The 23,388-nt window shown below is 68.2% G+C and carries 24 protein-coding genes; 8 read left to right on the forward strand and 16 right to left on the reverse strand.

Annotated elements, in window-relative coordinates:
- The first annotated feature begins 3 nt into the window (after nucleotides 1-3).
- Entirely contained in the window at nucleotides 4-426 is a 423-nt protein-coding gene (locus FHU31_RS23475; RefSeq protein ID WP_167163094.1) for a PPOX class F420-dependent oxidoreductase, read from the forward strand.
- Here FHU31_RS23475 and FHU31_RS23480 read toward each other — a convergent pair.
- The 5 genes from FHU31_RS23480 to FHU31_RS23500 all read right to left on the reverse strand — a co-directional run bounded on the left by FHU31_RS23480 (nucleotide 423) and on the right by FHU31_RS23500 (nucleotide 6,861).
- Nucleotides 423-1,040: an Rv0804 family intramembrane glutamic endopeptidase gene (locus tag FHU31_RS23480; RefSeq protein ID WP_167163096.1), complete on the reverse strand. Its 618-nt coding sequence runs from the start codon at nucleotides 1,038-1,040 to the stop codon at nucleotides 423-425. The two genes, FHU31_RS23475 and FHU31_RS23480, sit on opposite strands and share 4 nt — an antisense overlap.
- Nucleotides 1,040-2,758 (reverse strand): alpha/beta hydrolase, encoded by a 1,719-nt coding sequence (locus FHU31_RS23485; protein WP_167163098.1) that lies wholly within the window; start codon nucleotides 2,756-2,758, stop codon nucleotides 1,040-1,042. Before FHU31_RS23485 ends, FHU31_RS23480 begins: the two co-directional genes overlap by 1 nt.
- The gene (purL, locus tag FHU31_RS23490) at nucleotides 2,755-5,064 is read right to left on the reverse strand and encodes a phosphoribosylformylglycinamidine synthase subunit PurL (protein WP_337789563.1); all 2,310 of its coding nucleotides are present in this window, start codon (nucleotides 5,062-5,064) and stop codon (nucleotides 2,755-2,757) included. Before purL ends, FHU31_RS23485 begins: the two co-directional genes overlap by 4 nt.
- A gap of 136 nt (nucleotides 5,065-5,200) precedes the next feature.
- A complete protein-coding gene (locus FHU31_RS23495) occupies nucleotides 5,201-5,551 on the reverse strand; it encodes a VOC family protein (RefSeq protein WP_167163102.1) in 351 nt (116 codons plus the stop codon).
- 29 nt (nucleotides 5,552-5,580) lie between these two features.
- The gene (locus FHU31_RS23500) at nucleotides 5,581-6,861 is read right to left on the reverse strand and encodes a M18 family aminopeptidase (protein WP_167163104.1); all 1,281 of its coding nucleotides are present in this window, start codon (nucleotides 6,859-6,861) and stop codon (nucleotides 5,581-5,583) included.
- Nucleotides 6,862-6,912: 51 nt separating this feature from the next.
- Between FHU31_RS23500 and FHU31_RS23505 the strand changes: the two genes are divergently transcribed.
- Entirely contained in the window at nucleotides 6,913-7,944 is a 1,032-nt protein-coding gene (locus FHU31_RS23505; RefSeq protein ID WP_167163106.1) for a Dyp-type peroxidase, read from the forward strand.
- The gene (locus FHU31_RS23510; RefSeq protein WP_090354436.1) at nucleotides 7,941-8,738 is read left to right on the forward strand and encodes a family 1 encapsulin nanocompartment shell protein; all 798 of its coding nucleotides are present in this window, start codon (nucleotides 7,941-7,943) and stop codon (nucleotides 8,736-8,738) included. The genes FHU31_RS23505 and FHU31_RS23510 overlap by 4 nt, the downstream gene beginning before the upstream one ends.
- Before the next feature lie 48 nt (nucleotides 8,739-8,786).
- Here the strand turns inward: FHU31_RS23510 and FHU31_RS23515 are convergent, their stop codons facing one another.
- The 3 genes from FHU31_RS23515 to purS all read right to left on the reverse strand — a co-directional run bounded on the left by FHU31_RS23515 (nucleotide 8,787) and on the right by purS (nucleotide 10,815).
- Nucleotides 8,787-9,635, reverse strand: a complete 849-nt coding sequence (locus FHU31_RS23515; RefSeq protein WP_167163108.1) for a DUF4436 domain-containing protein — start codon at nucleotides 9,633-9,635, stop codon at nucleotides 8,787-8,789.
- Nucleotides 9,636-9,838: 203 nt separating this feature from the next.
- Complete coding sequence (gene purQ / locus FHU31_RS23520) at nucleotides 9,839-10,501, reverse strand: phosphoribosylformylglycinamidine synthase subunit PurQ (RefSeq protein WP_167163614.1); 663 nt, start codon at nucleotides 10,499-10,501, stop codon at nucleotides 9,839-9,841.
- 74 nt (nucleotides 10,502-10,575) lie between these two features.
- Nucleotides 10,576-10,815 carry a phosphoribosylformylglycinamidine synthase subunit PurS gene (purS, locus tag FHU31_RS31660; protein WP_167163110.1) on the reverse strand — a complete coding sequence of 80 codons (240 nt, stop codon included), beginning with the start codon at nucleotides 10,813-10,815 and terminating at the stop codon, nucleotides 10,576-10,578.
- An 81-nt stretch (nucleotides 10,816-10,896) separates the two neighbouring features.
- On the opposite strand from purS, the gene FHU31_RS23530 reads away from it, so the two are divergent.
- Nucleotides 10,897-11,550 (forward strand): MBL fold metallo-hydrolase, encoded by a 654-nt coding sequence (locus FHU31_RS23530; protein WP_167163113.1) that lies wholly within the window; start codon nucleotides 10,897-10,899, stop codon nucleotides 11,548-11,550.
- A 47-nt stretch (nucleotides 11,551-11,597) separates the two neighbouring features.
- Nucleotides 11,598-12,191 (forward strand): phosphatase PAP2 family protein, encoded by a 594-nt coding sequence (locus tag FHU31_RS23535; protein ID WP_167163115.1) that lies wholly within the window; start codon nucleotides 11,598-11,600, stop codon nucleotides 12,189-12,191.
- Here the strand turns inward: FHU31_RS23535 and FHU31_RS23540 are convergent.
- The 4 genes from FHU31_RS23540 to FHU31_RS23555 form a co-directional block, all read right to left on the reverse strand.
- Complete coding sequence (locus tag FHU31_RS23540; protein WP_167163117.1) at nucleotides 12,104-13,744, reverse strand: FAD-binding dehydrogenase; 1,641 nt, start codon at nucleotides 13,742-13,744, stop codon at nucleotides 12,104-12,106. The genes FHU31_RS23535 and FHU31_RS23540 overlap by 88 nt on opposite strands.
- A 63-nt stretch (nucleotides 13,745-13,807) precedes the next feature.
- On the reverse strand, nucleotides 13,808-14,512 hold the full coding sequence (locus tag FHU31_RS23545) for a DUF2334 domain-containing protein (protein ID WP_167163119.1): 705 nt from the start codon (nucleotides 14,510-14,512) through the stop codon (nucleotides 13,808-13,810).
- Between the two features lie 71 nt (nucleotides 14,513-14,583).
- Nucleotides 14,584-15,069, reverse strand: coding sequence for a glutathione peroxidase (locus FHU31_RS23550; RefSeq protein ID WP_167163121.1), 486 nt, complete (start codon nucleotides 15,067-15,069; stop codon nucleotides 14,584-14,586).
- Between the two features lie 10 nt (nucleotides 15,070-15,079).
- The gene (locus FHU31_RS23555; protein WP_167163123.1) at nucleotides 15,080-15,643 is read right to left on the reverse strand and encodes a TetR/AcrR family transcriptional regulator; all 564 of its coding nucleotides are present in this window, start codon (nucleotides 15,641-15,643) and stop codon (nucleotides 15,080-15,082) included.
- Nucleotides 15,644-15,718: 75 nt separating this feature from the next.
- Between FHU31_RS23555 and FHU31_RS23560 the strand changes: the two genes are divergently transcribed.
- Entirely contained in the window at nucleotides 15,719-16,150 is a 432-nt protein-coding gene (locus FHU31_RS23560) for a DoxX family protein (RefSeq protein WP_167163125.1), read from the forward strand.
- Here FHU31_RS23560 and FHU31_RS23565 read toward each other — a convergent pair.
- Nucleotides 16,076-18,217 (reverse strand): S9 family peptidase, encoded by a 2,142-nt coding sequence (locus tag FHU31_RS23565; RefSeq protein WP_167163127.1) that lies wholly within the window; start codon nucleotides 18,215-18,217, stop codon nucleotides 16,076-16,078. The two genes, FHU31_RS23560 and FHU31_RS23565, sit on opposite strands and share 75 nt — an antisense overlap.
- Nucleotides 18,214-19,101, reverse strand: a complete 888-nt coding sequence (locus FHU31_RS23570; protein WP_167163129.1) for a phosphoribosylaminoimidazolesuccinocarboxamide synthase — start codon at nucleotides 19,099-19,101, stop codon at nucleotides 18,214-18,216. The genes FHU31_RS23565 and FHU31_RS23570 overlap by 4 nt, the downstream gene beginning before the upstream one ends.
- Before the next feature lie 30 nt (nucleotides 19,102-19,131).
- Between FHU31_RS23570 and FHU31_RS23575 the strand changes: the two genes are divergently transcribed.
- Both FHU31_RS23575 and FHU31_RS23580 read left to right on the forward strand, forming a co-directional pair.
- Nucleotides 19,132-19,749 (forward strand): hypothetical protein, encoded by a 618-nt coding sequence (locus FHU31_RS23575; protein WP_167163131.1) that lies wholly within the window; start codon nucleotides 19,132-19,134, stop codon nucleotides 19,747-19,749.
- Nucleotides 19,750-19,857: 108 nt separating this feature from the next.
- Nucleotides 19,858-20,727 (forward strand): type IV toxin-antitoxin system AbiEi family antitoxin domain-containing protein, encoded by an 870-nt coding sequence (locus tag FHU31_RS23580; protein WP_167163133.1) that lies wholly within the window; start codon nucleotides 19,858-19,860, stop codon nucleotides 20,725-20,727.
- A gap of 30 nt (nucleotides 20,728-20,757) precedes the next feature.
- Here FHU31_RS23580 and FHU31_RS23585 read toward each other — a convergent pair whose 3' ends face one another.
- Together FHU31_RS23585 and purB are read right to left on the reverse strand one after the other, a co-directional pair.
- Nucleotides 20,758-21,972: a cytochrome P450 gene (locus FHU31_RS23585; protein WP_167163135.1), complete on the reverse strand. Its 1,215-nt coding sequence runs from the start codon at nucleotides 21,970-21,972 to the stop codon at nucleotides 20,758-20,760.
- Nucleotides 21,969-23,387 carry an adenylosuccinate lyase gene (purB, locus tag FHU31_RS23590; RefSeq protein WP_167163137.1) on the reverse strand — a complete coding sequence of 473 codons (1,419 nt, stop codon included), beginning with the start codon at nucleotides 23,385-23,387 and terminating at the stop codon, nucleotides 21,969-21,971. Before purB ends, FHU31_RS23585 begins: the two co-directional genes overlap by 4 nt.
- Nucleotide 23,388 lies beyond the last annotated feature (1 nt).

The raw sequence follows: 23,388 nt of genomic DNA on the forward strand, positions 1-23,388 counted from the left end.
TTCATGGCATTCACACCGTACGAGATCGCGTTCCTCGACAACGCGGAACTGGGTCGCCTGGCGACCATCGGGCCGGACGGGACACCGCAGAACAGCCCGGTCGGCTTCACCTACAACGCGGAGCTGGGCACCATCGACATCGCCGGCTACCGGATGTCGTCCAGCCGCAAGTTCCGCAACCTCGCCCGCAACGACAAGGTCGCCTTCGTCGTCGATGACATCGCCTCACGCGAACCGTGGCGGGTGCGCTGCCTGGAGATCCGGGGCACCGCGGAACAGGCGACGGTCCCCGCCCGCACCGGGCCGGCCGGCGACCCATTGGATTCCGCCATCATCAGGGTGACGCCACGGCGGATCATCAGTTTCGGCATCGACGATCAGGACACCGAACCGCACGACCTGGTGCCCGATATCCGCGACGCCTAGCGATGACGCCGCTGGACCACCAGCGCCGCCAACGCGCCGGCCTCATTGATGGCCAGGTGCGCCAGCATCGGTGCCAGCAAGCTGCCCGAGCGGCGATACAGCCAGTCGAAGGCCCATCCGGCGGCGGCCGTGGCCACCACGGTGGCCCACACGAGCACCTCCCCCGAGTCGCTGCGCTCCTGCCGGGCGTCGCCGATATGGCTGAGGCCGAACGCGATCGCCTGCACCAGCCGGCCGGTCCGGGGGCCGAAAGCCGCCGCGGTGACGGTGCCGAGCCCGCCCCGAAACGCCGCCTCCTCGGCCCAGACGGTGGCCACCGGGATACGCACCAACAGCCAGCGCGCCGGATCGGCGGGCAGTTGCCGCGCCGCCATACCGGCCCGCACCGGTGGCAACGCCGCCGCGACAGCGGTACCCACCGCGATCGGGGCGGCCACGGCCAGGCCCAGGCGCATCCCGGACCGCACCGCCGGCCCGCGCAGCCCGACCCGGGCCCCGCTGCAGGTCACGAGGGCGGTACCCGCCGCGACGCGCACGGGCGCACGGGTCAGCGCGGATTTGCCCGCCGCCACGGCGGTCGCCAGCGCAATGGCCCGAATTATTTTGTGGGACATCAGTATTGGTCGGATGCGTCGTCGTGGTGCAAGGCGTCGCGGATCCGCTCGGTGTCCGCCGGAGTCCAGCCCTGCGGTGCGGCGACGGCCACCCAGCCGTCCAGCACCGAGTCGCCGTAGTTGTGCCCATGTCCGCCGGGCACCCCGGACGCGTTGGTCATATCGGCACCCACCTGCCAGAACGTCACGATCGGATACCAGCGCATGGACGCCGTGCGATCGGCACCGGGCGGTTCGGTCAGCCAATCCGGCCGGGAGAACAGGAGTTTCGGCGACCACCAGACGATCGGGTCGGACGCGTGCTGCAGGAACAGCACCCGGGTGCCCTCCCACGGTGCCGAGGCCACCCGCGCGATCTCATCCGCATTCTGCGCCTGCGAGAACCGCACCGTGCGGCCGTTGTCGTAACGCGGTTCGACCTCGCGGGTGCCCGGGTCGCGCCGCTGCACCAGACCGCTCCACAGCGCGCTCTCGTTCGGGGGCCCGACCCACAACACCGAGGAGAAGTCCATCGCGGCGATATCGGGCAGCCAGCCGAAGGCGCCCTGCCCGGCCAGCGACCCCAGGCTCTCGCCGTACAACGCCAGCCTGGGCCGGTGCTCCGGCGGCAGTTTCGACCAGCGGTCGTGGATCGCGTCGATCATCATCCGGCCGGTCTGCACCGACTTCTGCCGGTCGCCGAGAAACGAAATCCAGCTCGGCAGATACGAATACTGCATACCGACCAGGGCGGTGTCGCCGTTGTACATCAGCTCGATGGCGCGCGCCGCAATCGGATTGATCCATCCGGTGCCCGTGGTCGGGATGATCACCAGCAGCTTACGGTCGAAGGCATCCGTGCGCTCCAGCTCGCTGAGCAGCACCGCCAGCCGGCCTTCATCGGTGTCGGCGGTCTCCAGACCGGCGTACACCCGGATGGGTTCCTGAGCCGGGGTGCCGTTGACCCGGGTGAGTTCGCCGGCATCGGGGCCGCCGGCGACGAAGTTGCGCCCCTGGTAACCGAGGCCGTCCCAGGACGCGAAAGAGGTGGGGCTGCCAGATCTCTCCGGCTCCAGCGGTTGGCTGACCCCGGCCCGTGTCGTCGAGTTCTGCGGCTGGAAGACGCTGCTCGCGCCGATCAGGAAGCCGCGGTACAGCACACCGTTGACGAGGGTGATGATCAGCACCACGACGATGGCGGTTCCGATGAAGAACGCCACCTCGTGGTGCAGGTGCCAGCGCCGGATCAGCAGCCGGGCAAGCAGTTTGACCGCATCGACGAGCACTCGCCAGGTCCCCACACAGGCCGCGCCGACCAGCAGCGCGATGAGCAGCGTGCGCAGGTAACTGGCGGCGCCCGGGCCCGCGATGCCCATCGCCGCCGACACCTGCCGCTGCCACGCCGCGGCCGGGATGAGCATCAGCAACGCGGACCCAACGGACGCGGTCACGATCACGGCCTTGAACACCCGGGTCACCCGCGGAGACGGCGGCCACCAGGATCGGTACCGAAGCCCGAAGCGGTACAGCAGCTTTCCGACGCCGACACCGATGCCGTAACCGATCGCCGAGTTGATGCCACCGATCAGGCCGGCGAACAGCCAGTCCCGCGGCAACAGTGACGGGGTCAGCGACAGACAGAAGAACAGTGCACCGAACGCGACGCCGAAGAAATCGAGGCGGACCAGGCTCCAGGCCCACACCAGAAGGGGGTGGTGGTAACCGGTCCGCTCGATCACCCGAACAACCCGGGCAGCACGCCCTCGGACGTCCTGCGCAGTTCGTCGAGCGTCACGGTGAACTGACCCTGCACCTCCACCGAGTCGCTGCCTTCGTCGGCCACCCCGATGCGCTGCACCGGCAGGCCACGCGCCTCACACATCGACCGGAACCGGCTCTCCTCGGTGCGCGGCACCGCGACCAGCACCCGGCCCGACGACTCGGAGAACAGGAACGTGAACGGACCCGTGCCTTCCAGGAATTCGTCGGGAATGATGATCCGGCAACCGGTTTCGCCGGCCAGCGACGCCTCCACGACGGCCTGGATCAGACCGCCCTCACTGAGGTCGTGCGCGGCCGAGATCAGTCCGTCGCGCGAGGCGGAGGTCAGCACCTCCGACAGCAGTTTCTCGCGGCCCAGATCAACCTTGGGGGGCACGCCGCCGAGGTGGTCGGCGGTGACCTGCGCCCAGATCGAGCCGTCGAACTCGTCATGGGTGTCGCCCAGCAGCAGCAGGGTTTCACCGGGCTCGGCGCCCAGACCGGTGGGGATCCGGCGGGTCACGTCATCGATGACACCGAGCACCCCGACCACCGGCGTGGGCAGGATCGCGGTGCTGCCGGTCTGGTTGTAGAAGCTGACGTTGCCGCCGGTCACCGGAATGCCAAGGGCGGCACAACCATCGGCGAGCCCCCGCACCGCCTGCGAGAACTGCCACATGACACCCGGGTCCTCCGGCGAGCCGAAGTTCAGGCAGTTCGTCACGGCCACCGGGGTCGCGCCGGTGACGGCGACGTTGCGGTAGGCCTCCGCCAGCGCGAGTTGCGCTCCGGTGTACGGGTCCAGCTGGGTGTAGCGCCCGGAGGCGTCGGTGGAGACCGCGACGCCGCGGCCGGTGGCCTCGTCGATGCGCAGCACACCACCGTCGGCGTGTTCGGCGAGCACGGTGTTACCCCGCACGTAGCGGTCGTACTGCTCGGTGATGAACGCCCGGCTGCACAGGTGCGGACTGCCCACCATCGCAAGCAACGTGGCGCGCAGCTCATCGCCCGTCACCGGGCGGGGCAGCGCGGCGGTGGTGTCGGCGATCAGCGCGTCCTGGGTGTCGGGGCGCGCGACCGGCCGCTGGTACACCGGGCCTTCGTGGGCGACGGTGCGTGGCGGCACGTCGACGACGGTCTCACCGTGCCAGGTGATCTCGAGGCGGTCGCCGTCGGTGACCTCCCCGATGACGGTGGCCAGCACCTCCCACTTGCGGCAGACGGCCAGGAACGCCTCGACGTTCTCCGGTGTGACGACCGCGCACATGCGTTCCTGGGATTCGCTCGACAGGATCTCGGCCGGGGTCATGTTCGCGGCGCGCTGGGGCACCGTCTCCAGCTCCACCCGCATACCCCCGTCTCCGGCCGATGCGAGTTCGGATGTGGCGCAAGATAATCCGGCACCACCGAGGTCCTGGATACCGACCACCAGGTCGGCCGCGTAGAGCTCCAGGCAGCACTCGATGAGCACCTTCTCCATGAACGGGTCACCGACCTGCACGGCGGGCAGTTTCTTGCGGCCCGGGCCGGATCCCTCGTCGCCGCCGAAGGTCTCCGATGCCAGCACCGACACACCGCCGATACCGTCCAGACCGGTGCGGGCGCCGAACAGGATGATCTTGTTACCGGTGCCCGAGGCGAACGCCAGGTGCAGATCCTCCTTGCGGAGCACACCGACGCACAGCGCGTTCACCAACGGGTTGCCGGCATACGACGCGTCGAACACCGTTTCGCCGCCGATGTTGGGCAGGCCGAGTGAGTTCCCGTAGCCGCCGACACCGCGGACCACCCCGTCGAGCACGCGTCGGGTGTCGGGCGCGTCGGCCGCCCCGAACCGCAGCTGATCCATCACGGCCACCGGGCGGGCGCCCATCGCCATGATGTCGCGGACGATCCCGCCGACGCCGGTGGCCGCACCCTGATAGGGCTCCACGTACGACGGGTGGTTGTGCGATTCGACCTTGAAGGTGACGGCCCAGCCGTCGCCGATGTCGACGACGCCGGCGTTCTCGCCGATGCCGGCCAGCATCCCGGCCCGCATCTCGTCGGTGGTGGTCTCCCCGAAGTAGCACAGGTGCACCTTGGAGGACTTGTAGGAGCAGTGCTCGCTCCACATCACCGAGTACATGGCCAGTTCGGCATCGGTGGGTCGGCGGCCCAGGATCTCGCGGATGCGCTGGTACTCGTCATCCTTGAGACCGAGCTCACGGTAGGGCTGCGGATGTTCGGGGGTGGTGGCTGCCCGCTCGACGGTGTCTACTTCGGGACTGTTACCAAAGGTCACCGGCATAGTTTATTCGTTCTTCGCGTAGCGGCCGACCAGCACCGGCCCGAGCACTCCCCAGAGCAGCACGCTGCGCAGCACCAGCAGGGTGATGGACAGCAGCGCCGAGACCGACGACCGTGCCCGCGGACACCCGTCAGGAAGCGGCAGTCAAGCAGAAGGCGTTTCCGTCCGGGTCCGCGAGCACCACCCAGCGGAACTCCGCGCCGTACTCGTGCCGGCCGGTCTCACGGGCGCCCAGCGAGACCAGGCGAGCCACCTCCGCCTCCAGATCGGCGGCGCTGAAATCGACATGCACCCGGTTCTTGCCGGGAGTCGGATCCTCGACCCGCTGGAACCCCAGCCGCAACCCGCTCGGCAAGGCGACGAACACGAATTCCCCCGGCATCAACGCGGTCAGCTCACCGTCGGTGGCGGTGGCCCACCACGCCGCGAGGCGGTCGGGATCGAGTGAGTCGACGGTGATCATCTCCACGCCAAGGCCCATACCGGGAGCTTAACGACTACCCCCGACACCTACGGCGTGGACGAACCCGCGGGCGCCAGGAACGCCTGAAGCGCCGCCGAATACGTCGCGACGTCGAGGGCGCCCATCATCTCCCGGGCCGAATGCATGGCCAGCTGCGCCGCACCCACGTCGACCGTCGGGATACCGGTACGTGCGGATGTCATCGGCCCGATGGTCGACCCGCACGGCAGGTCGGCCCGGTGCTCGTAGCGCTGTAGCGGCACCCCGGCCTGCCGGCACGCGAGCGCGAACGCCGCCGCGGTCCGGCCGTCGGTGGCGTACCGCAGGTTGGGCTGCACCTTGAGTACCGGACCGGCGTTGACGGCGATGAGGTGACCGGGTTCGTGCCGGTCCGGGTAGTTCGGGTGGGTGGCGTGGGCCATGTCTCCGGAAGCCACCATCGACTCGGCGCAGCGACGCAGGAAATGCTCCCGACCGTGACCCGCCGCCAGCACGATGCGCTCCAGCACCGTCGGCAACAGCTCGGACTGGGCGCCGTGATCGGACTGCGAGCCGACCTCCTCGTGGTCGAACAGGGCGAGCACCGGGATGTGACCGGTGGGCTTCACCGCGAGTAACGCTTCGACCCCGGCGTAGCAAGTGACCTGGTTGTCCAGCCGCGGGGCGCTGACGAACTCGCCACCGGCGCCGGTGATCGCCGACGCCGCCTGGTCGTGCGTCATCAGGTCGAAGCCCAGGACCTCCGAGGCCCGCACCCCGGCGCGTTCGGCGACGAACTCGAGGAACGAGCCCTGCTCCCCCAGGCCCCAGATCGCGTTGACGTGGCGCTGCGGGTCGGGGCTGACACCCTTGCGGTCATCGGACAGGTGGATGGCCAGCTGCGGCACCCGCAGGATCGGGTCGTCGATGCGGACCAGCCGGTGTTCCACCCCGCCGCCGGACCCACTCCCCGCCTCGACGATCGACAGCTGGCCGCTGATCCCGAGATCGCGGTCCAGCCAGGAGTTCAGCCATGCACCGCCGTAGGGCGCCAACGCCACCACCTGCCAGCCCGCGACCGCCCGGTCCGGGTGCTGCTTGACGCGCAGGTTGGGGCTGTCGGTGTGGCCGCCGACGATCCGGAACGGCACATCGCCGGGCGTCGAATCCCAGGCGACCAACGAACCCGCCCGCACCGTGAAATAGCGGCCCGAGGCGGGCCAGGCGTCCGCCTCGGACAGTTCGGTGTATCCGGCGGCCGCCAGCAGGCGCGCGGCGGTCGCGCACACATGGAACGGCGACGGTGAGGCGTCGATGAACTCACACAGGCTCTGGGGGCTAGCTGGCATCTTTTCATCTTGACCGGTGTGCCGGGCGTCGGCCGCGCTAGGGTCTGCGATGTGCCCGATCTTGTTCCGCAGGCGGTGCTTGCGCCTCTGACGCCGGCTGCCATCTTCTTGGTCGCCACCATCGACGACGGTGGCGAGCAGACAGTGCACGATGCCCTCGGCGATATCTCGGGGCTGGTTCGCGCCATAGGTTTTCGCGATCCGGCCAAGCATCTGTCCGTCATCACGTCGATCGGCTCGGACGCCTGGGACCGGTTGTTCAGCGGGCCGCGGCCGGCCGAACTACACCCGTTCATCGCGTTGGAGGGCCCGCGGCACAGCGCCCCGTCCACTCCCGGGGATCTGTTGTTCCACCTCCGCGCCGAGTCGCTGGACGTGTGTTTCGAGCTGGCCGGCAAGATCGCCCAGGCGATGGACGGCGCCATCACCATCGTCGACGAGGTGCAGGGGTTCAAGTTCTTCGACAACCGCGACCTGCTGGGCTTCGTGGACGGCACCGAGAACCCGGGTGGCCAGGTGGCACTGCACGCCAGTCAGATCGGCGACGAGGATCCCGACTTCGCCGGCGGCTGCTACGTGCACGTGCAGCGCTACCTGCACGATATGTCGGCCTGGAACGCGCTGTCGGTCGAGGAGCAGGAGCGCGCGATCGGCCGCACCAAACTCGACGACATCGAACTCGACGATGCCGTAAAGCCCGCGAATTCGCATGTGGCCCTCAACGTGATCGAGGACGACGAGGGCAACGAACTGAAGACCCTGCGCCACAACATGCCGTTCGGTGAGATCGGCAAGGGTGAGTTCGGGACCTACTACATCGGGTACTCGCGCAGCGCCGCGGTCACCGAGCGCATGCTGCGCAACATGTTCATCGGGGATCCGCCCGGCAACACCGACCGGATTCTGGATTTCTCCACCGCGGTCACCGGGTGTCTGTTCTTCACCCCGACCGCCGATTTCCTCGACGACCCGCCCCCGCTACCCGGTGACGAGAACGCCGCACCCGCCGTGGTCGTCACCCCTCCCGCCCCCGCATACTCCGGTTCACTGTCGATCGGCAGCTTGAAAGGACAACCCCAATGAACAACCTGTACCGCGAACTGGCGCCGGTCACCGACGAGGCGTGGGCCGAGATCGAGCAGGAGGCCACCCGGACGTTCAAGCGCCACATCGCCGGACGCCGCGTCGTGGACTGCAGCGGGCCGAGCGGCGCCACGACCGCCGCGGTGTCGACAGGACATCTGCTCAACGTGGCCTCACCGGGCGACGGTGTGCTGGCCCACCTGCGGGACAGCCGGCCGCTGGTGCGGCTGCGGGTGCCGTTCACGATCACCCGCGAGGCGATCGACGACGTGGAGCGCGGCTCGCAGGACTCGGACTGGGATCCGGTCAAGGACGCGGCCAAGAAGCTGGCGTTCGCCGAGGATCGGGCGATCTTCGAGGGGTACGCGGCCGCCAACATCCAGGGCATCCGGGCGTCCAGCTCCAACCCCGGCCTGGCTTTGCCCGAGGATCCCCGGGACTACCCCGATGTGATCGCCCAGGCGCTCTCGGAGCTGCGGCTGGCCGGTGTCGACGGGCCGTACTCGGTGCTGCTGTCGGCCGACGCGTACACCAAGGTCAGCGAGACCACCGAACACGGCTACCCGCTGCGCGAGCACCTCAACCGGGTGGTCGACGGGGATATCATCTGGGCCCCCGCCATCGATGGCGCGTTCGTGTTGTCCACCCGCGGAGGCGATTTCGATCTACAGCTGGGCACCGACGTGTCGATCGGCTATCTGAGCCACGACGCCGAGACCGTGCAGCTGTACCTGCAGGAGACGTTCACATTCCTGAACTACACCGCCGAGGCGTCGGTCGCACTGTCCGCCTGATCCGCGCGGCGGCCGGTACCCCAGAGCACCGGCATCCACACGGGCTTCTCATCGCTTGTCGTCGACCTCGGGTTTGAGGTGCCGCCACCAACAGGCGACATACATGCTCATGGACGCGACCAGGGCCACGACCACCCAGAGCACCACGGTGACGTCCACCCACGTCCCCATGGGTGGCGCATCGGGCAGTGCGTTGCGCAACGGCACGACTGCAAACAGCATTGCCGCGAACCACGTCGTCATCGGCGGTTGGAACTTGCGCTGATTCCGCAAGGTCTGCACGGCTACGACCACGCCCAGCGTGGCGATGGTGATCAGTGCGCCCAAGATGATCGCGGCAAACGCAGCGGTGCTCGGCGACCGATGCAAGTCCACGCGGTACACCGTGGATGCGTCGGACGCGCCGCGCGAGGGGATGCTGAACATCCATCCCGGCACCCGGTCGACGAACGATGCCCAGGTTCGCTCGGGGGCTCGGTTGGCGCCGCGTACCACCTCGACGGTGATGGGTCCGGATCGATACCGGTCAAACGGGTAGGCGCCGGGGTTGCCGGCGATGGTGAGCGCGACAGGAAAAACACCTGGGACGGTGCCCTTGGGCCAGCTGCGGGTGGTGGGCGTGACGGCCGAATGGATTGCGACACTGAGGTCTTCGGTCAGGCTGTGAGTTACCGGATCGAGCACGCCCGGTCCCGGGGTGACCGTGACGTTGGCAACCATCTCGCCCTTAACTGCGTGAACCTCTTCCAGGTCGAAGGTGACCGAGGTTGCACCGGGCACCGGCTCATCGGCGGTTAGCTCCCGGGGACTGCCAAGACCGGTGGCCGCGTACAGAGCGATCGTCGTGACGTATGCCGCAATGATGACTAGGACGCCAAGGGCGACACGGACTTTCATATGGGCCTTTCCGATGTACTCGCTCGCCGAATGTCCGGACCGGATTAGTGGTCGCGAACATCAGCAGTCTAAGTCCGGGGGTCCCGAATCCGTCGACTACGGACGCGACCGCCGTTCTCGAGTACCGAAAACTCTTGGCCATCAGGCATTTTGAGGACCAGCTGGCCCGACCCGGCTCGAGACCGGGTGCGGTTAATCGCGAGTTAAGCCGTCAACACCGCATCAAGGGCGGAGTAGAACAGCCCGAGCCCGTCATCAGATGGGCCGGTGAGCGGTTCGGTGGCGTGCTCGGGGTGCGGCATCAGCCCGACCACGCGGCCGTCGGCCGAGCTGACCCCGGCGATGCCGCGCATCGACCCGTTGAGGTTGTCGCGGTAGCGGAACACCACGCGGCCCTCACCCTCGAGTTCGTCGAGCACTGCCTCAGAGGCGACGTACCGGCCCTCGCCGGATTTCAGCGGCACCAGCAGATCGGCGTCCTGCTCGTAGCGGGTGGTCCACGCCGTCGAGTTGGACGCCACCTGCAGCCACACGTCACGGCAGATGAAGTGCAGTCCGGCGTTGCGGGTCAGCGCACCCGGCAGCAGACCGGACTCACACAGCACCTGGAAGCCGTTGCAGATGCCGAGCACCGGCAGCCCGCCCCGGGCAGCGTCGACCACCGAGCGCATCACCGGCGCGAAGCTGGCGATGGCCCCGGCGCGCAGGTAGTCCCCGTAGGAGAACCCGCCCGGTACCACCACGGCGTCCACACCCTTGAGGTCGGCATCGGCATGCCACAGGGCGACGGCCTCGCCGCCGGCCAACCGCACCGCCCGGGCCGCGTCGACGTCATCCAGCGTGCCGGGAAAGGTGATCACGCCCACCTTGGCGGCACTGTTACCCGTCGCTGCGCTCGCCGCAGCCGCATTTCGCGTCGCTGCGCTCGCCTCTAGACCGGTCACGACTGTTCCCGGCTCACGACGAAGTCCTCGATGACCGTGTTGGCCAACAGCGATTCGGCGATTTCGGCCAGCGCCGCATCGGATACCGAATCGTCCACCTCGAGCTCGAAACGCTTGCCCTGGCGGACGTCCGAGATACCAGAGTGGCCGAGACGGCCCAGCGCGCCGACGATCGCCTGCCCCTGCGGGTCGAGGATCTCGGCCTTGGGCATCACGTGCACTACGACGCGGGCCACGGGTACTCCTTCGAAAGTTTGCACAAATCGGTCCTGATCGGCTGTAACTCTACCGACGTAGATACAAGCCACAATGGAGCCATGCAACTCGTGCATTTCGGCCACTCCTGCCTGCTGGCAGACTTCCCGAACGTCGGCGGCGGCAGCACCAGGGTGCTGTTCGATCCCGGCAACTTCTCACACGGCTTCGAGGGCATCACGGGTCTGGACGCGATCCTGATCACCCATCAGCATCCCGATCACGCCGACACCGCCAGGCTGCCCGCGCTGCTGGACGCGAACCCGCAGGCCAAGCTGTACGCGGATCCCCAGACGGCGGCCCAGCTGGGCGCACCGTGGACAGCGGTACACGCCGGCGACGCCTTCACCGTCGGGCATCTGTCGGTGCGTGGCGTGGGCGGCACCCACGCCACCATCCACCCGGACATCCCGGTGATCGACAACACGTCGTACCTGATCGGCGACGGCGACCACCCCGCCCGGCTGATGCACCCGGGCGACGCCCTGTTCGCCCCCGGTGAGCCGGTCGACGTGTTGGCCACCCCGGCGGCGGCGCCGTGGATGAAGATCTCCGAGGCGGTCGACTATCTGCGCGCCGTCGCTCCGTCCCGGGCCGTGCCGATCCACCAGGGCATCATCGAGCCGGCCGCGCGGGGTATCTACTACGGCCGGTTGTCGGAGATGACGGACACCGACTTCCAGGTGCTCACCCCGGAGAACGGAACGACATTCTGAACGCACGGACCCTGCTGATCTGGTGGCCGCCCGCCGGCATCACCGCCATGGTGGTGCTCGGCCTGCTGGTTGGTCCAAGTAACACCCCTTTCGACATCGCCGCGCTGAACGCGATGAACCGGATCCTCGGCCCGGATCCCCGCTGGATGCTGTGGTTCACCTGGGGTATCGCGATGGTCGCCCTGGTGTTCTGTGCGGTGGTGGTGGCGCTGTGGCAGCGGCGCTGGCGGGTGGCGGCGGTCGCGGCTCTGTGTCCGGGCCTCGCGCTGCTCGGATCGCGTGTGCTCAAGAAGCTGTTCGGCCGCGCCAAAGGGGACGGCGGCTACTGGGCCCACGCCTACCCCAGCGGACACGCCACGGTGGTCACCACCGTGACGGCGATGTTCGTGCTGGCCGTCGGCTACACGGTGTGGCGAGCCGCGCTGGCCGCGGTGATCAGCGTCATCGGTGGCATCGGGATGGCCGCGACCGACTACCACTACCTGACCGATATCTTCGGCGGCTGGCTGTGGGCCACCGCCCTGGTGTGCTTGGCGGTCCTGGCGGCCGGGCCTCAGGCGGTGTCGCGGGCGGCCGCCCTGCCCGCGGCCCGGCCGGAGAACACGCAGCCACCCAAGAAGGTGCCTTCCAGCGACCGGTAGCCGTGTACGCCGCCGCCACCGAATCCGGCGGCCTCACCGGCGGCGTACAGACCGCTGAAGGCGCTGCCGTCGGCGGTGAGAACCCGCGATTCCAGGTCGGTCTGCAGTCCACCCAGCGATTTGCGGGTCAAGATGTGCAGTTTGACGGCGATCAGCGGGCCGGCCTTGGAATCGGTCAACCGGTGTGGGGCGACGACGCGGGCCAGCCGGTCCGGCAGGTAGTCGCGGGCACCCCGGATCGCGGTGATCTGCCCGTCCTTGCTGAAGCGGTTGACCACCTCGCGGTCCCGCGCGGTCACTTCGGCCTCGACGGTGGCGTAGTCCAGGGGCGCCACCCCGTCGACGCCGTTCATCGCGGACACCAGGTCTCGCAGTGAGTTCGCGGTGACGAAATCGACGCCCTTGTCCACGAATGCGCGGACCGGGGCGGGGCCGCCGTCCCGGCCGCGGGACAGCACGGCACGGACACTGCGCCCGGTCAGGTCCGGGTTCTGCTCCTGCCCAGACAGGCCGAACTCCTTGGCGATGATGCGGGCGTTGAGCACGAACCAGGTGTAGTCGTAGCCGGTGGCGGCGATGTACTCCAGCGTGCCGAGCGTGTCGAATCCCGGGTACAGCGGCACTGGCAGGCGTTTCCCGGTGGCGTCCAGCCACAACGAGGACGGCCCGGGCAGGATCCGGATACCGTGGTTGGGCCACACCGGGTCGTAGTTGGTGATGCCTTCGGTGTAGTGCCACATCCGGTCGGCGTTGATCACCTGGGCGCCCGCGGATTCGGCGATCCCGATCATCCGCCCGTCGACGTGCTCGGGGACACCGGAGAGCATCGTCTTCGGTGGTGTACCCATCCGGGCCGGCCAGTTCTTGCGCACCAGATCGTGGTTGCCGCCGATGCCGCCGCTGGCGACGATCACGGCCTGGGCCCGGAAATCGAACTCCCCCACGGTGTTACGCGAGGACGCGACGCCACGTGCGGCGGCCGACGGCTCGAGCACCGCACCGCGCACACCGACGACGGCGCCGTCCGCGACGATGAGCTCGTCGACGCGGTGCCGGTGTGCGAACGTCACCTTCGGGTGGCCGAGCAGGCGGCGGGCGAAGATGTCGACCAGCGCCGGGCCGGTGCCCCAGGTGATGTGGAAGCGCGGGACCGAATTCCCGTGTCCGCGAGCGCCATAGCCGCCGCGTTCGGCCCAGCCGACCAGCGCGAAGGTCTGCAGCCCACGCTCCCGCAGCCAGCGGCGCTTCTCCCCCGCGGCGAAGTCGACGTAGGCGTGTGCCCACTGGCGGGGCCAGTGGTCCTCGGCGCGGTCGAAGCCGGCGGAGCCCAGCCAATCCTGTAACGCCAGCTCGTGACTGTCGCGGATACCGAGGCGGCGCTGCTCGGGGCTGTCGACGAAGAACAACCCGCCGAACGACCAGTAGGCCTGGCCGCCGATGTTGGCGGCGTTCTCCTGGTCGACGATCAGGACCTTACGACCGCGTTCGACCAGTTCGCATGCGGCGACCAGCCCGGCCAGCCCAGCACCCACCACGATGACATCGGCGTCCATGACGCCAAGGCTAGCCCCACCTCGACGACGATCAAGCGGTGAGGAGTCGGGCAGTCCAGCGGGTCAGGCCGCGTCGGTGAGCGCCGGATACGGGGTCCAGCGGTACACCGCAGGCACGCACTGGTGCATGAGAGCCAGGTCGATGGCGTCCAGGATGGCCTGCCGGGTTCCGGTGCGGCGTAGCTGGCGGGCCGAGACGGCCAGTCGCACCATGCCGCCGCGGCGGGCGCTGCGTTCGGCGGACAGCACCAGGGTGCGGCACCACCACGGTTCGGTCAGAAATCCCTCGCCGATGCCGAGCACACGGGCCCGCAGGGTGGTGTCGCGGATCAGATCACTGATGCCCGCGACGCCGATGAGCAACCGGAATCCGTTCCGCGGCAAGGCCGCGACGGTGCCCTGCGAGACCGTCCAGCCCGGCGCGGCGAACAGCCGGGTACGCAGGCCGAGATGTTCCAGAACACGGTCGGCGCCCATCAGCCGCAGATTCGCCTCGTGCGCGGGCAATACGGCGAACTCGCCACGACGGGTCTTGGTGGCGACCTCGTCGAAACCGTGCAGGACCAGGGCGTCGCCCCGGTTGCGACGGTCGCCGAGCCATTCGACACTGGAGCCATCCTGCTCCAGGCGGTAGTCTCCCTTGAGCCTGGGCGCCACCATCAGCGACACCGGAACGCCGCGGGCGTCCAACTCACCGCAGAACGCGTCGACCTCGGTCAGGGTGCGATCCCTGATACCGGAAATGGAGACGATCAGTTCTCCTGCCACGTTCACAGTGTGGCAACGTCAGGTGTCGCGACGGTTGCGAACACCCGGACGCAAGTTGACTTTTGGATCGGCTATTCGGCCAGTACCGCTTCGATCGCCGCGATCACCTCGGGTGCGTCGGGTTCGGTGCGGGGCCGGAACCGGTTGACCACCTCACCGCCGGGCGCGAGCAGGAACTTCTCGAAGTTCCACTGGATGTCGCCGGCCGCACCGTCGGCGTCGGGGGTCTCGGTCAGCGCGGCGTACAGCGGATGCCGGTCTTCGCCGTTGACGTCGGTCTTGGCCAGCAGCGGGAAGCTGACCCCGTAGGTGGTCGAGCAGAACGTCTGGATCTCCTCGGCGGTGCCGGGCTCCTGTCCCATGAACTGATTGCACGGCACGCCGACGACGGTGAGCCGGCCGGCGTAGTCCTGTGCCAGCTTCTCCAGCGCGCTGTACTGCGGTGTCAAGCCACACTTGGAGGCGACGTTCACGACGAGCGTTGCGCCGTCCGATAATTCGGCCAGCGTGGTGGATTCCCCGGCGAGGGTGGTCAGCGGGATCGTGTTCAGGCTCACCGGGACGACGCTAGCCGTCGAACAGGATCGCCGCCAGCCTCTCGACCGTGGCGATCGGATCGCCCGCCATGCACGTCTTGTCGAAGGCGTCGTTGAGCCACAACTGGGCGAACCCGTGCACCAGCGACCACGCCGCCAGGGCGGCCCCGTCGGGATCGGCTTTGGCGTGCGGATCCGCCAGGGTGCCGACGCCGCGGTTCAGTTCGGCACCCGCGGCGGCCGAGGCGCGTAGCAGGTCGGGGTCATCGTCGTCGTAGAGCGACTTGTCGAACATCACCTCGTAGTGGCCGGGATGATCCAGGGCGAACCGGACATACGCTTTGGCGGCGTCGACGAACTGTGGCCGGGCGTCGGCCAGGGCCGCGGCCAGCAGGCCGAATCCTTCGGCCGCCAGCGCGGTGAACAGCCCGCGCCGATCGGTGAAGTGATGCGCGGGTGCGGCGTGTGAAACGCCTGCGGCTCTGGCCAATTCACGTAGCGAGATGCCGTCCGCGCCACGTTCGGCGACCAGCGCCGCAGCCTGCGAGAGAATCGCCGCCCGCAGGTCGCCGTGGTGATAGGTCTGTTTTCCCACCCCTGCATCCTATCTTGACATCGTCTAGTTTCTCGATATCCTCATCTTGACAGTGTCTAGATCAGGGGAGGTGCGATGGCCGTCTTCCTCACGCTGGTGCTCGGCAGCCTCGCGGCCCGCGCCACACTCGCCGACACCTGGCCGGCCGCCATCGCGTGCGGGCTTGCCCTGATGTTCACCCTGACCGGGATCGCGCATTTCGTGCCGGGAATGCGCCGGGACATGATCGCCATCGTGCCGCCACCGCTGCCGGCGCCGGCCCTGCTGGTCACCGTCACCGGCGTGCTCGAATTGATGGGCGCGGTCGGGGTGGTCTATCCACCCACGCGGGCCGACGCGGCAGGGTGTCTGTTCGTGCTGATGCTGGCCATGTTCCCGGCCAACATCTACGCCGCCCGCATGCCCGACCCGCCGGCGTCGATGACGGCGAACCTAGGTCTGCGGTCCGCCGAAGAGGCTGTGTACCTGGCCGCTGCCATAGTGGTCGCGGTCCGCGGTGGCCAGTAGCCAGGCGTACTGGAACGCCGCTTCCTTCCAGCGTTCGTAACGTCCGCTGATACCGCCGTGCCCGGCGGCCATCTCGGTCTTCAGCAGCACCGGATGGTCATCGGTCTTGACATGACGCAGCGCGGCAACCCATTTCGCGGGTTCGACGTAGTACACCCGGGTGTCGTTGAGTGAGGTCATGGCCAGGATGGCCGGGTAGTCCTTGGCCTCGACGTTCTCATACGGTGAGTACGACTTCATGTACTCGTAGACGCTCTTGTCCTCCAACGGGTTTCCCCACTCGTCCCATTCGGTGACGGTCAGCGGCAGGGACGGGTCCAGGATGGTGGTCAGGGGGTCGACGAACGGCACCTGGGCCAGCACCCCCGCAAACGCCTGCGGGGCGAGGTTGGTCACCGCGCCGATCAGCAACCCGCCCGCACTGCCGCCGAGGGCGACGAGATTCTGCGGCCGGGTCACGTCGGCGTCCACCAGATGCGCAGCGACAGCGATGAAATCGGTGAACGTATTGCGCTTCTGCAACAGCTTGCCGTTCTCGTACCAAGGCCGGCCGAGCTCCCCGCCGCCGCGCACATGCGCCACCGCGAACACCATCCCGCGGTCCAGCAGGGACAGGCGCGCGATCGAGAAGCGGGGGTCCTCGCAGGATTCGTAGGCACCGTAGCCGTACAGCAACGCAGGCGCGGGAAAGGCCAGCCCGGCCCGGTGCACGATCGAAATCGGGATCCGGGCACCGTCTTCGGCCACGGCCCAGTCCCGGCGCTCGACGTAGTCCTGCGGCCGGTAGTCGCCGAGCACCGGCTGCTCCCGCAACAGGGTGCGCTCACCGGTGGTCAGGTCCAGGTCGTAGATGCGCACCGGGATGACGAACGAGGTGGCCCCCACCCGCAGTTTGGGCGACGACCAGTTCGGGTTGCCGGACAGGCCCGCCGACATCAACTCGGATTCGAACGCGATCTCCTCGGGCGCGCCGTAGGTTCCGTCGGCGCCGATGGGCCACAACTGGATTCGCGGTAGCGCTTCGCGCCGATAGCTCACCACCAGGTGCTTCTCGAACGCGTCGACACCGTCGAGGCGGACATCGTCGCGAGCCTCGATCAGGGTGCGGAAGGCGGTCGGGTCACTCACCGGAGCATCGACCAGGGTGAAGTTCATCGCCCCGTCGTTGTGCATGATCAGGAAGCGGTCCTCGCCGCCGACCACGGCGTGCTCCACCGAATACTCGACCAGGTCGCGGCGCGGCAGCACGACGGTGAACGCGGCCTCCGGGTCCGCGGCGTCGGCGTAGTGCACTTCGGTGGTGACCGCGCTGCCCGCCGCGATCAGCACATATTTGTTACTTCGGGTACGCCCGACGGCCAGCCAGAAGCGCTCGTCGGGTTCGTGGAACACCTTCTGCGATGGCAGACCTGCCGCCAGCCGGTGCCGCCACACGGTATCCGGGCGCCAGGCGTCGTCGACCGTCACGTAGTAGACGGTGCGGTTGTCGGCGGCCCAGGTGACTCCGGAGCCGATCCCGGTGATGGTGTCCTCGTACAGTTGCCCGGTCCGTAAGTCCTTGAACCGCAGGGTGTACCGCTCGTCACCCTTGACATCCACCGAGTACGCCAGGATGTTCCCGTCGATACTGACACTGATGGCCCCGAGCGAGAAGAAGTCGTGCCCGTGGGCCTCGTCGTTCTCGTCGAGCAGGATCTGCTCACCGGGGATCGCGGTGTTCTCGTCGAGTTCCGGTGGCGTCCAGTCGTCGGGACCGGCGATCGGGCACCGGCACTGCACGCCGTACTGCTTGCCCTCGAAACTGCGCCCGTAGTACCACCATTCGCCGCGCCGGGTCGGGATCGACAGATCCGTTTCCTTGGTGCGGGCCTTGATCTCGTCGAAGATCTTCTGCCGCAACGGCGCCAGATGTTCGGTGGCCTTCTCCGCGTATTCGTTCTCCGCCTCGAGGTGGGCGATGACCTCGGGGTTCTCCTTGTCACGCAACCACTCGTAGTGGTCGACGAAGACATCGCCGTGATGTTCGCGGCGTTTCGCCACCCGCTTGGCGACGGGAGCCCCTGTCATGCGCCGATCCAATCGTTGAAGTTGAGCCCGGAAATACGTTCGTAGGCTTCGATATAGCGCGCCCGGGTCGCCGCGGCGATCTCCTCGGGCAGCGGCGGTGGCGGGGTGTTTCCATGCCGGTCCCAGCCGGAGTCCGGACCGGTCAGCCAGTTGCGGACGAACTGCTTGTCGTAGCTGGGCTGCACCACGCCCGGCTGGTAGCTGTCGGCGGGCCAGTACCGCGACGAGTCCGGTGTCAGGACCTCGTCGGCCAGCACCAGCTCGCCGTCGCCATCCACCCCGAACTCGAACTTGGTGTCGGCGACGATCACCCCCTTGCTCAGGGCGTGGTCGGCGGCTTTCGAGTAGATGGCCAGGGTGCGGTCGCGCAGCTGGGCGGCGCGGTCTTCGCCGACGAGCTTGACGACGGCGTCGAAGGCGATGTTCTCGTCGTGGTCTCCGAGTTCCGCCTTGGTGGCCGGGGTGAAGATCGGCTCGGCGAACTTGCTGGCCTCGACCAGACCCGGGGGTAGCTCGATCCCGCACACGGCCCCGGTCTGCTGGTAGTCGATCAGCCCGGATCCGGTCAGGTAGCCACGGGCCACGCATTCGACCGGCAGCATCTCCAGCTGGCGCACCACCAGCGCGCGGCCCAGCACCTCGGCCGGGATGCGTTCGTCGTCCGCCGGGCCCGCGAGGTGGTTGGGCACGCCGAGGTGGTCGAAGAAGAACACGCTCATCGCGGTCAGGATCCGGCCCTTGTCGGGTATCTCGGTGTCCAGGATGAAGTCGAAGGCCGAGATGCGATCGGAGGCCACAAACAGTAGGTGGCCGTCGTCGATGCGGTACAGCTCGCGAACTTTGCCGCTGGCCAGATGCCGGTAGTCGGTCAGAGCGGGGCGCATCCGCCCACCCTATGTGCTGGGATCAGGGCCATGAGTTCGCGGTACCTCCCCTACGCCACCAAACCCGGCCGATTACTGGCCCAGCTGCTCAGCGATATCGCGGTGATCATCTGGATCGTCATCTGGGTGATGGTCGGCGGGGCGGTGTACTCGGCGGTCGCCACCATCTCCGAAGTGGGTCGTCAGGTGCAGAGCGGCGCCGACGGGGTGTCCGGGAATCTGGCGTCGGCCGGGGACAGCACCGATGACGTGCCGCTCATCGGCGGCACCCTGGCGGGGCCGCTGAAGGCGGCCAGCAAGGCGGCGGGCGAGATCGCCAGCGCCGGTCACAGCCTGGATGTCACCGCGAGCTGGCTGGCGTGGGTGCTGGCGGTGGCCGTGGCCGCGACGCCGATCCTGGCCGTGACGATGCCCTGGCTGTTCCTTCGGCTGCGGTTCTTCCGCCGCAAGCTGGTGGTGCTGTCCCTGGCCTCCAGCCACGCCGGCCAGGAACTGCTGGCCATGCGGGCCCTGGCCAACCGGCCGCTGGCCAAGCTCACCGCGATCGATCCCGACCCGATCGGCGCGTGGCGCCGCGACGATCGGATGGCCATCCGCGGCCTGGCCCTGCTGGAACTGCACGCGGCCGGCATCCGGCTCAAGTCCTGAGCTCACGTCCTCAGCGATTTGTGCACGTTCACCGGCGATGTCCGCCGGTGAACGTGCACAAATCGCCCGGAACGGAACCAACCGTGGGGTCATGCCGTCCAAGAGAACGTGCTCCAAGACCTTCTGCGCGATCACGACGGGGTCATCACCCTCGCCCACGCTCGACTCGCGGGCCTGAGCCAGGACGCCGTCAACCGCAGAGTCCGATCGGGTCACTGGCGCCGCTGTTCGCGCGGCGTCTACTTCGCCGACGACCGCCCTTTCACTGACGCAGCGCGGGTACGGGCCGCGGTCTGGGCGTATGGCGACGCGGCGACGGCGACGGGCCTGGCCGCGGCGTGGTGGCTCGAGCTGACCAAATACGCGCCGGCTGTCGTCGAGGTGACAGTGCCCAAGGTGAGCAATCATCCGAAGCGCGCCGGTATCCGGTCTCGTCGTCGTGACCTCGTGCCAACTGACATCGTCGAGCGGCGAGGACTGCGCGTCACCAAGCCTGCCCTGACGATCGTGGAGGCCGCAGCCCGGCGTGGCGGCGGCATGAAGATCATCGACACCGCAATGCAACTGCACCTCGTGGAACTCCGACAGCTCTGGCGTGCACATCTGCAGAACAAAGGACGCCACGGTTCCCCGGCAGCTCGCCGGCTGTTGCAGGCCGCCGACGGCGGAGCCCATTCCGAGGCGGAACGGCTGCTCATCAGAGCACTTCGCGATGCGGGCATCACGGGATGGAAGGCCAATCAACGCCTCGGGCGCTGGGAGGTCGACGTTCTGTTCGCCGCCGCGCGGGTGGTCGTCGAAGTCGATGGACTTCCGTTTCACACCGCGGCCGACGATTTCCACCGGGACCGCGTCAAACAGAACGAGATAGCGCTGCTCGACTGGCAGGTCCTGCGGTTCACCTGGCTGGACCTCACCGAGTACCCCGAGCGCGTCATCGCCGAGATTCGGCGCGCCGTCGAACGTGTGCACGTTTAGCGGCGGCACCCGCCGGTAAACGTGCACAAATCACTGGAAGGCGACGAACAGGTGGCGGATGCCGGTGTGCCGGTTGCTGCGGGTCCATTCCACCGGGGCGGCCAACTCGGCGCCGGAGAACCGCGTCAGCAGCTCCTCGAACATCACCCGCAATTCCAGGCGGGCCAGGTTGGCGCCCAGGCAGTAGTGCACGCCGTAGCCGAATCCCAGGTGCGGATTGGGCTTACGGGTGATGTCGAACGTGTCCGGAGCCGTGAAGACCAGCTCGTCGCGGTTGGCCGACCCTTCCCACACCTGGACCTTCTGCCCCGCGGTGATCGTCACCCCGCCGAGTGACACCTCCCGGGTGGCGGTGCGCCGTTTCGACGGCGAGGGCGTCGTCCACCGCACCATCTCCTCGATGGCGTTGGGCAGCAACGACATATCCGCGCGCAATGCCTGGAACTGTGCGGGATGCTCGATCAGCGACAGCAACCCGCCGGCGACGGCGTTGCGCGTGGTCTCGGCACCGGCGCTGAACAACAGGCTGAAGAACAGATACAGCTCGAGATCGGACAACTCGGTGTCGGTGTCATTCACGCCGGCGTTGGCCACCACCGAGAGCATGTCATCCGTCGGCGCCGAGCGTTTGGCCGCGATCAGCTCCATGCCGTAGGTGTACATCCGCGACCCGGCCTCCTCGGCCGTCAGCTGCCCCACCTCGGCACTGCGCCCGGAGAAGTCGAACTGCGGCTCGATGGCATGAAACAGCCAATGCCGTTCCGATTCCGGGATTCCCAGCAGGATGCAGATCATCTGCATCGGCAACTCGGCGGCCACCTCGACCAGGAAGTCCACCGCAACACCGGGTTGCACCGCGTCCAGCAGACTCCGGGCCCGCCCGCGCAGGTCGGTTTCGACCCGGCTGATCATCCGCGGGGTCAGCCCGGAGGACACCAACCTGCGGATCTGCGCGTGCCGCGGATCGTCCATCATGTTGAGCACCTGACCCGCGATGGACAGGTCCTGCAACAGCGTCCCGCCGTACGGCCGGGAACCGCCGGTGACGGACGAGAACGTCACCGGATGACGAAGCACCGCAAGCGTTTCCGCGTGGGTGGCGACGGACCAGAAGCCTTCGCCGTCCGGTGTGTGTTCGGTCGGCTCGTGCCAGAACACGGGTGCGCAACGCCGATGCTCGGCGAACAGCTCATGGGGGAACCCCTGAGCGAAATTACCCAGATCTGTCAGATCTGCGGACGTCACAAGATGGCACCCGAGGTGTACTTGGCCGCCTCCGGGTAGCGGCTCACCAGTTCGTCGACCGCACTGACCACCGCATCCACCTGCGCCGACGCCGCGCCGCTGAAGGCGGCACGGTCGGCCAGCGCCGCGTCGAGGGCAACCCGGTCCAGCGGCAGCCGCGGGTCGGCCGCCAACCGATCCAACAGGTCTGGTTCCGCACCCTTTTCCCGCATCGCCAGCGCGACGGCCACCGCGTGTTCCTTGATCACCTCGTGGGCGGATTCGCGTCCCACCCCGGCACGTACCGCGGCGATGAGGATCCGGGTGGTCGCCAGGAACGGCAGATAGCGGTCCAGTTCGCGCTGGATCACCGCGGGGTAGGCACCGAACTCGTCGAGCACCGTCAGGAACGTCTCGGTCTGCCCGTCGATGGCGAAGAACGCGTCCGGCAGCGCGACCCGGCGCACCACCGAACAGAACACATCGCCCTCATTCCACTGGGCTCCGGCCAACTCGGCGGCCATTGACGCATAGCCCCGCAACACCACCTGCAGACCGTTCACCCGCTCACAGGAGCGGGTGTTCATCTTGTGCGGCATGGCCGAGGACCCGACCTGCCCGGGCGCGAATCCCTCGGTGACCAGCTCGTGCCCGGCCATCAGTCGGATGGTGTGCGCGAACGAGGAGGGCCCCGCGCCCAACTGCACCAGCGCCGAGAGAACATCGTGGTCCAGCGACCGCGGATACACCTGCCCGACGCTGGTGAAAACGTCTGTGAATCCGAGGAATTGGGCGACCCGGCGTTCCAGTTCGGCCAGCCGATCGGTGTCCCCGTCGAACAGGTCGAGCATGTCCTGGGCGGTGCCCATCGGCCCCTTGATCCCGCGCAGCGGGTACCGGTCGATGAGCTCGCGTAGCCGGTGCAACGCCACCAGCGTCTCCTCGGCCGCCGAGGCGAACCGCTTGCCCAGCGTGGTGGCCTGCGCCGCGACGTTGTGCGAACGCCCCGCCATCACCAGCTCGCGGTACAGCGCCGCCCGCTCGGCCAGCCGCGCGACGACGGCCACCCCGTGGGAGAACACCAGCTCAAGCGACTGCCGGATCTGCAGCTGCTCGACGTTCTCGGTCAGGTCGCGGCTCGTCATGCCCTTGTGCACATGCTCGTGGCCGGCCAGCGCGTTGAACTCCTCGATGCGCGCCTTCACGTCGTGCCGGGTGACGCGTTCGCGCGCGGCGATGGAGGCCAGATCCACCTGCTCCAGTACGCGCTCGTAGTCGGCCACCACGCCGTCGGGTACCGCCACCCCGAGCTCGGCCTGCGCACGCAGGACGGCCAGCCACAATCGGCGTTCGGCGACGATCTTGGCTTCGGGTGACCAGATGGCCACCATGTCATCGCTTGCGTAGCGGCTGGCCAGGACATTCGGGATGCTCACG

Source organism: Mycolicibacterium fluoranthenivorans (genome assembly GCF_011758805.1).
Taxonomy (GTDB): Bacteria; Actinomycetota; Actinomycetes; order Mycobacteriales; family Mycobacteriaceae; genus Mycobacterium; species Mycobacterium fluoranthenivorans.

Bases quoted from the DNA above. Each gene is read 5' to 3' on its own strand.
- FHU31_RS23535 (WP_167163115.1), top strand. From the start codon at position 11,598: ATGGTGGTGCTCGGCCTGCTGGTTGGTCCAAGTAACACCCCTTTCGAC.
- FHU31_RS23500 (WP_167163104.1), bottom strand. From the start codon at position 6,861: ATGCCAGCTAGCCCCCAGAGCCTGTGTGAGTTCATCGACGCCTCACCG.
- FHU31_RS23475 (WP_167163094.1), top strand. From the start codon at position 4: ATGGCATTCACACCGTACGAGATCGCGTTCCTCGACAACGCGGAACTG.
- FHU31_RS23565 (WP_167163127.1), bottom strand. From the start codon at position 18,217: ATGACAGGGGCTCCCGTCGCCAAGCGGGTGGCGAAACGCCGCGAACAT.
- FHU31_RS23515 (WP_167163108.1), bottom strand. From the start codon at position 9,635: ATGAAAGTCCGTGTCGCCCTTGGCGTCCTAGTCATCATTGCGGCATAC.
- FHU31_RS23495 (WP_167163102.1), bottom strand. From the start codon at position 5,551: ATGGGCCTTGGCGTGGAGATGATCACCGTCGACTCACTCGATCCCGAC.
- FHU31_RS23575 (WP_167163131.1), top strand. From the start codon at position 19,132: ATGAGTTCGCGGTACCTCCCCTACGCCACCAAACCCGGCCGATTACTG.
- FHU31_RS23510 (WP_090354436.1), top strand. From the start codon at position 7,941: ATGAACAACCTGTACCGCGAACTGGCGCCGGTCACCGACGAGGCGTGG.
- FHU31_RS23540 (WP_167163117.1), bottom strand. From the start codon at position 13,744: ATGGACGCCGATGTCATCGTGGTGGGTGCTGGGCTGGCCGGGCTGGTC.
- FHU31_RS23480 (WP_167163096.1), bottom strand. From the start codon at position 1,040: ATGTCCCACAAAATAATTCGGGCCATTGCGCTGGCGACCGCCGTGGCG.
- FHU31_RS23570 (WP_167163129.1), bottom strand. From the start codon at position 19,101: ATGCGCCCCGCTCTGACCGACTACCGGCATCTGGCCAGCGGCAAAGTT.
- FHU31_RS23530 (WP_167163113.1), top strand. From the start codon at position 10,897: ATGCAACTCGTGCATTTCGGCCACTCCTGCCTGCTGGCAGACTTCCCG.
- FHU31_RS23560 (WP_167163125.1), top strand. From the start codon at position 15,719: ATGGCCGTCTTCCTCACGCTGGTGCTCGGCAGCCTCGCGGCCCGCGCC.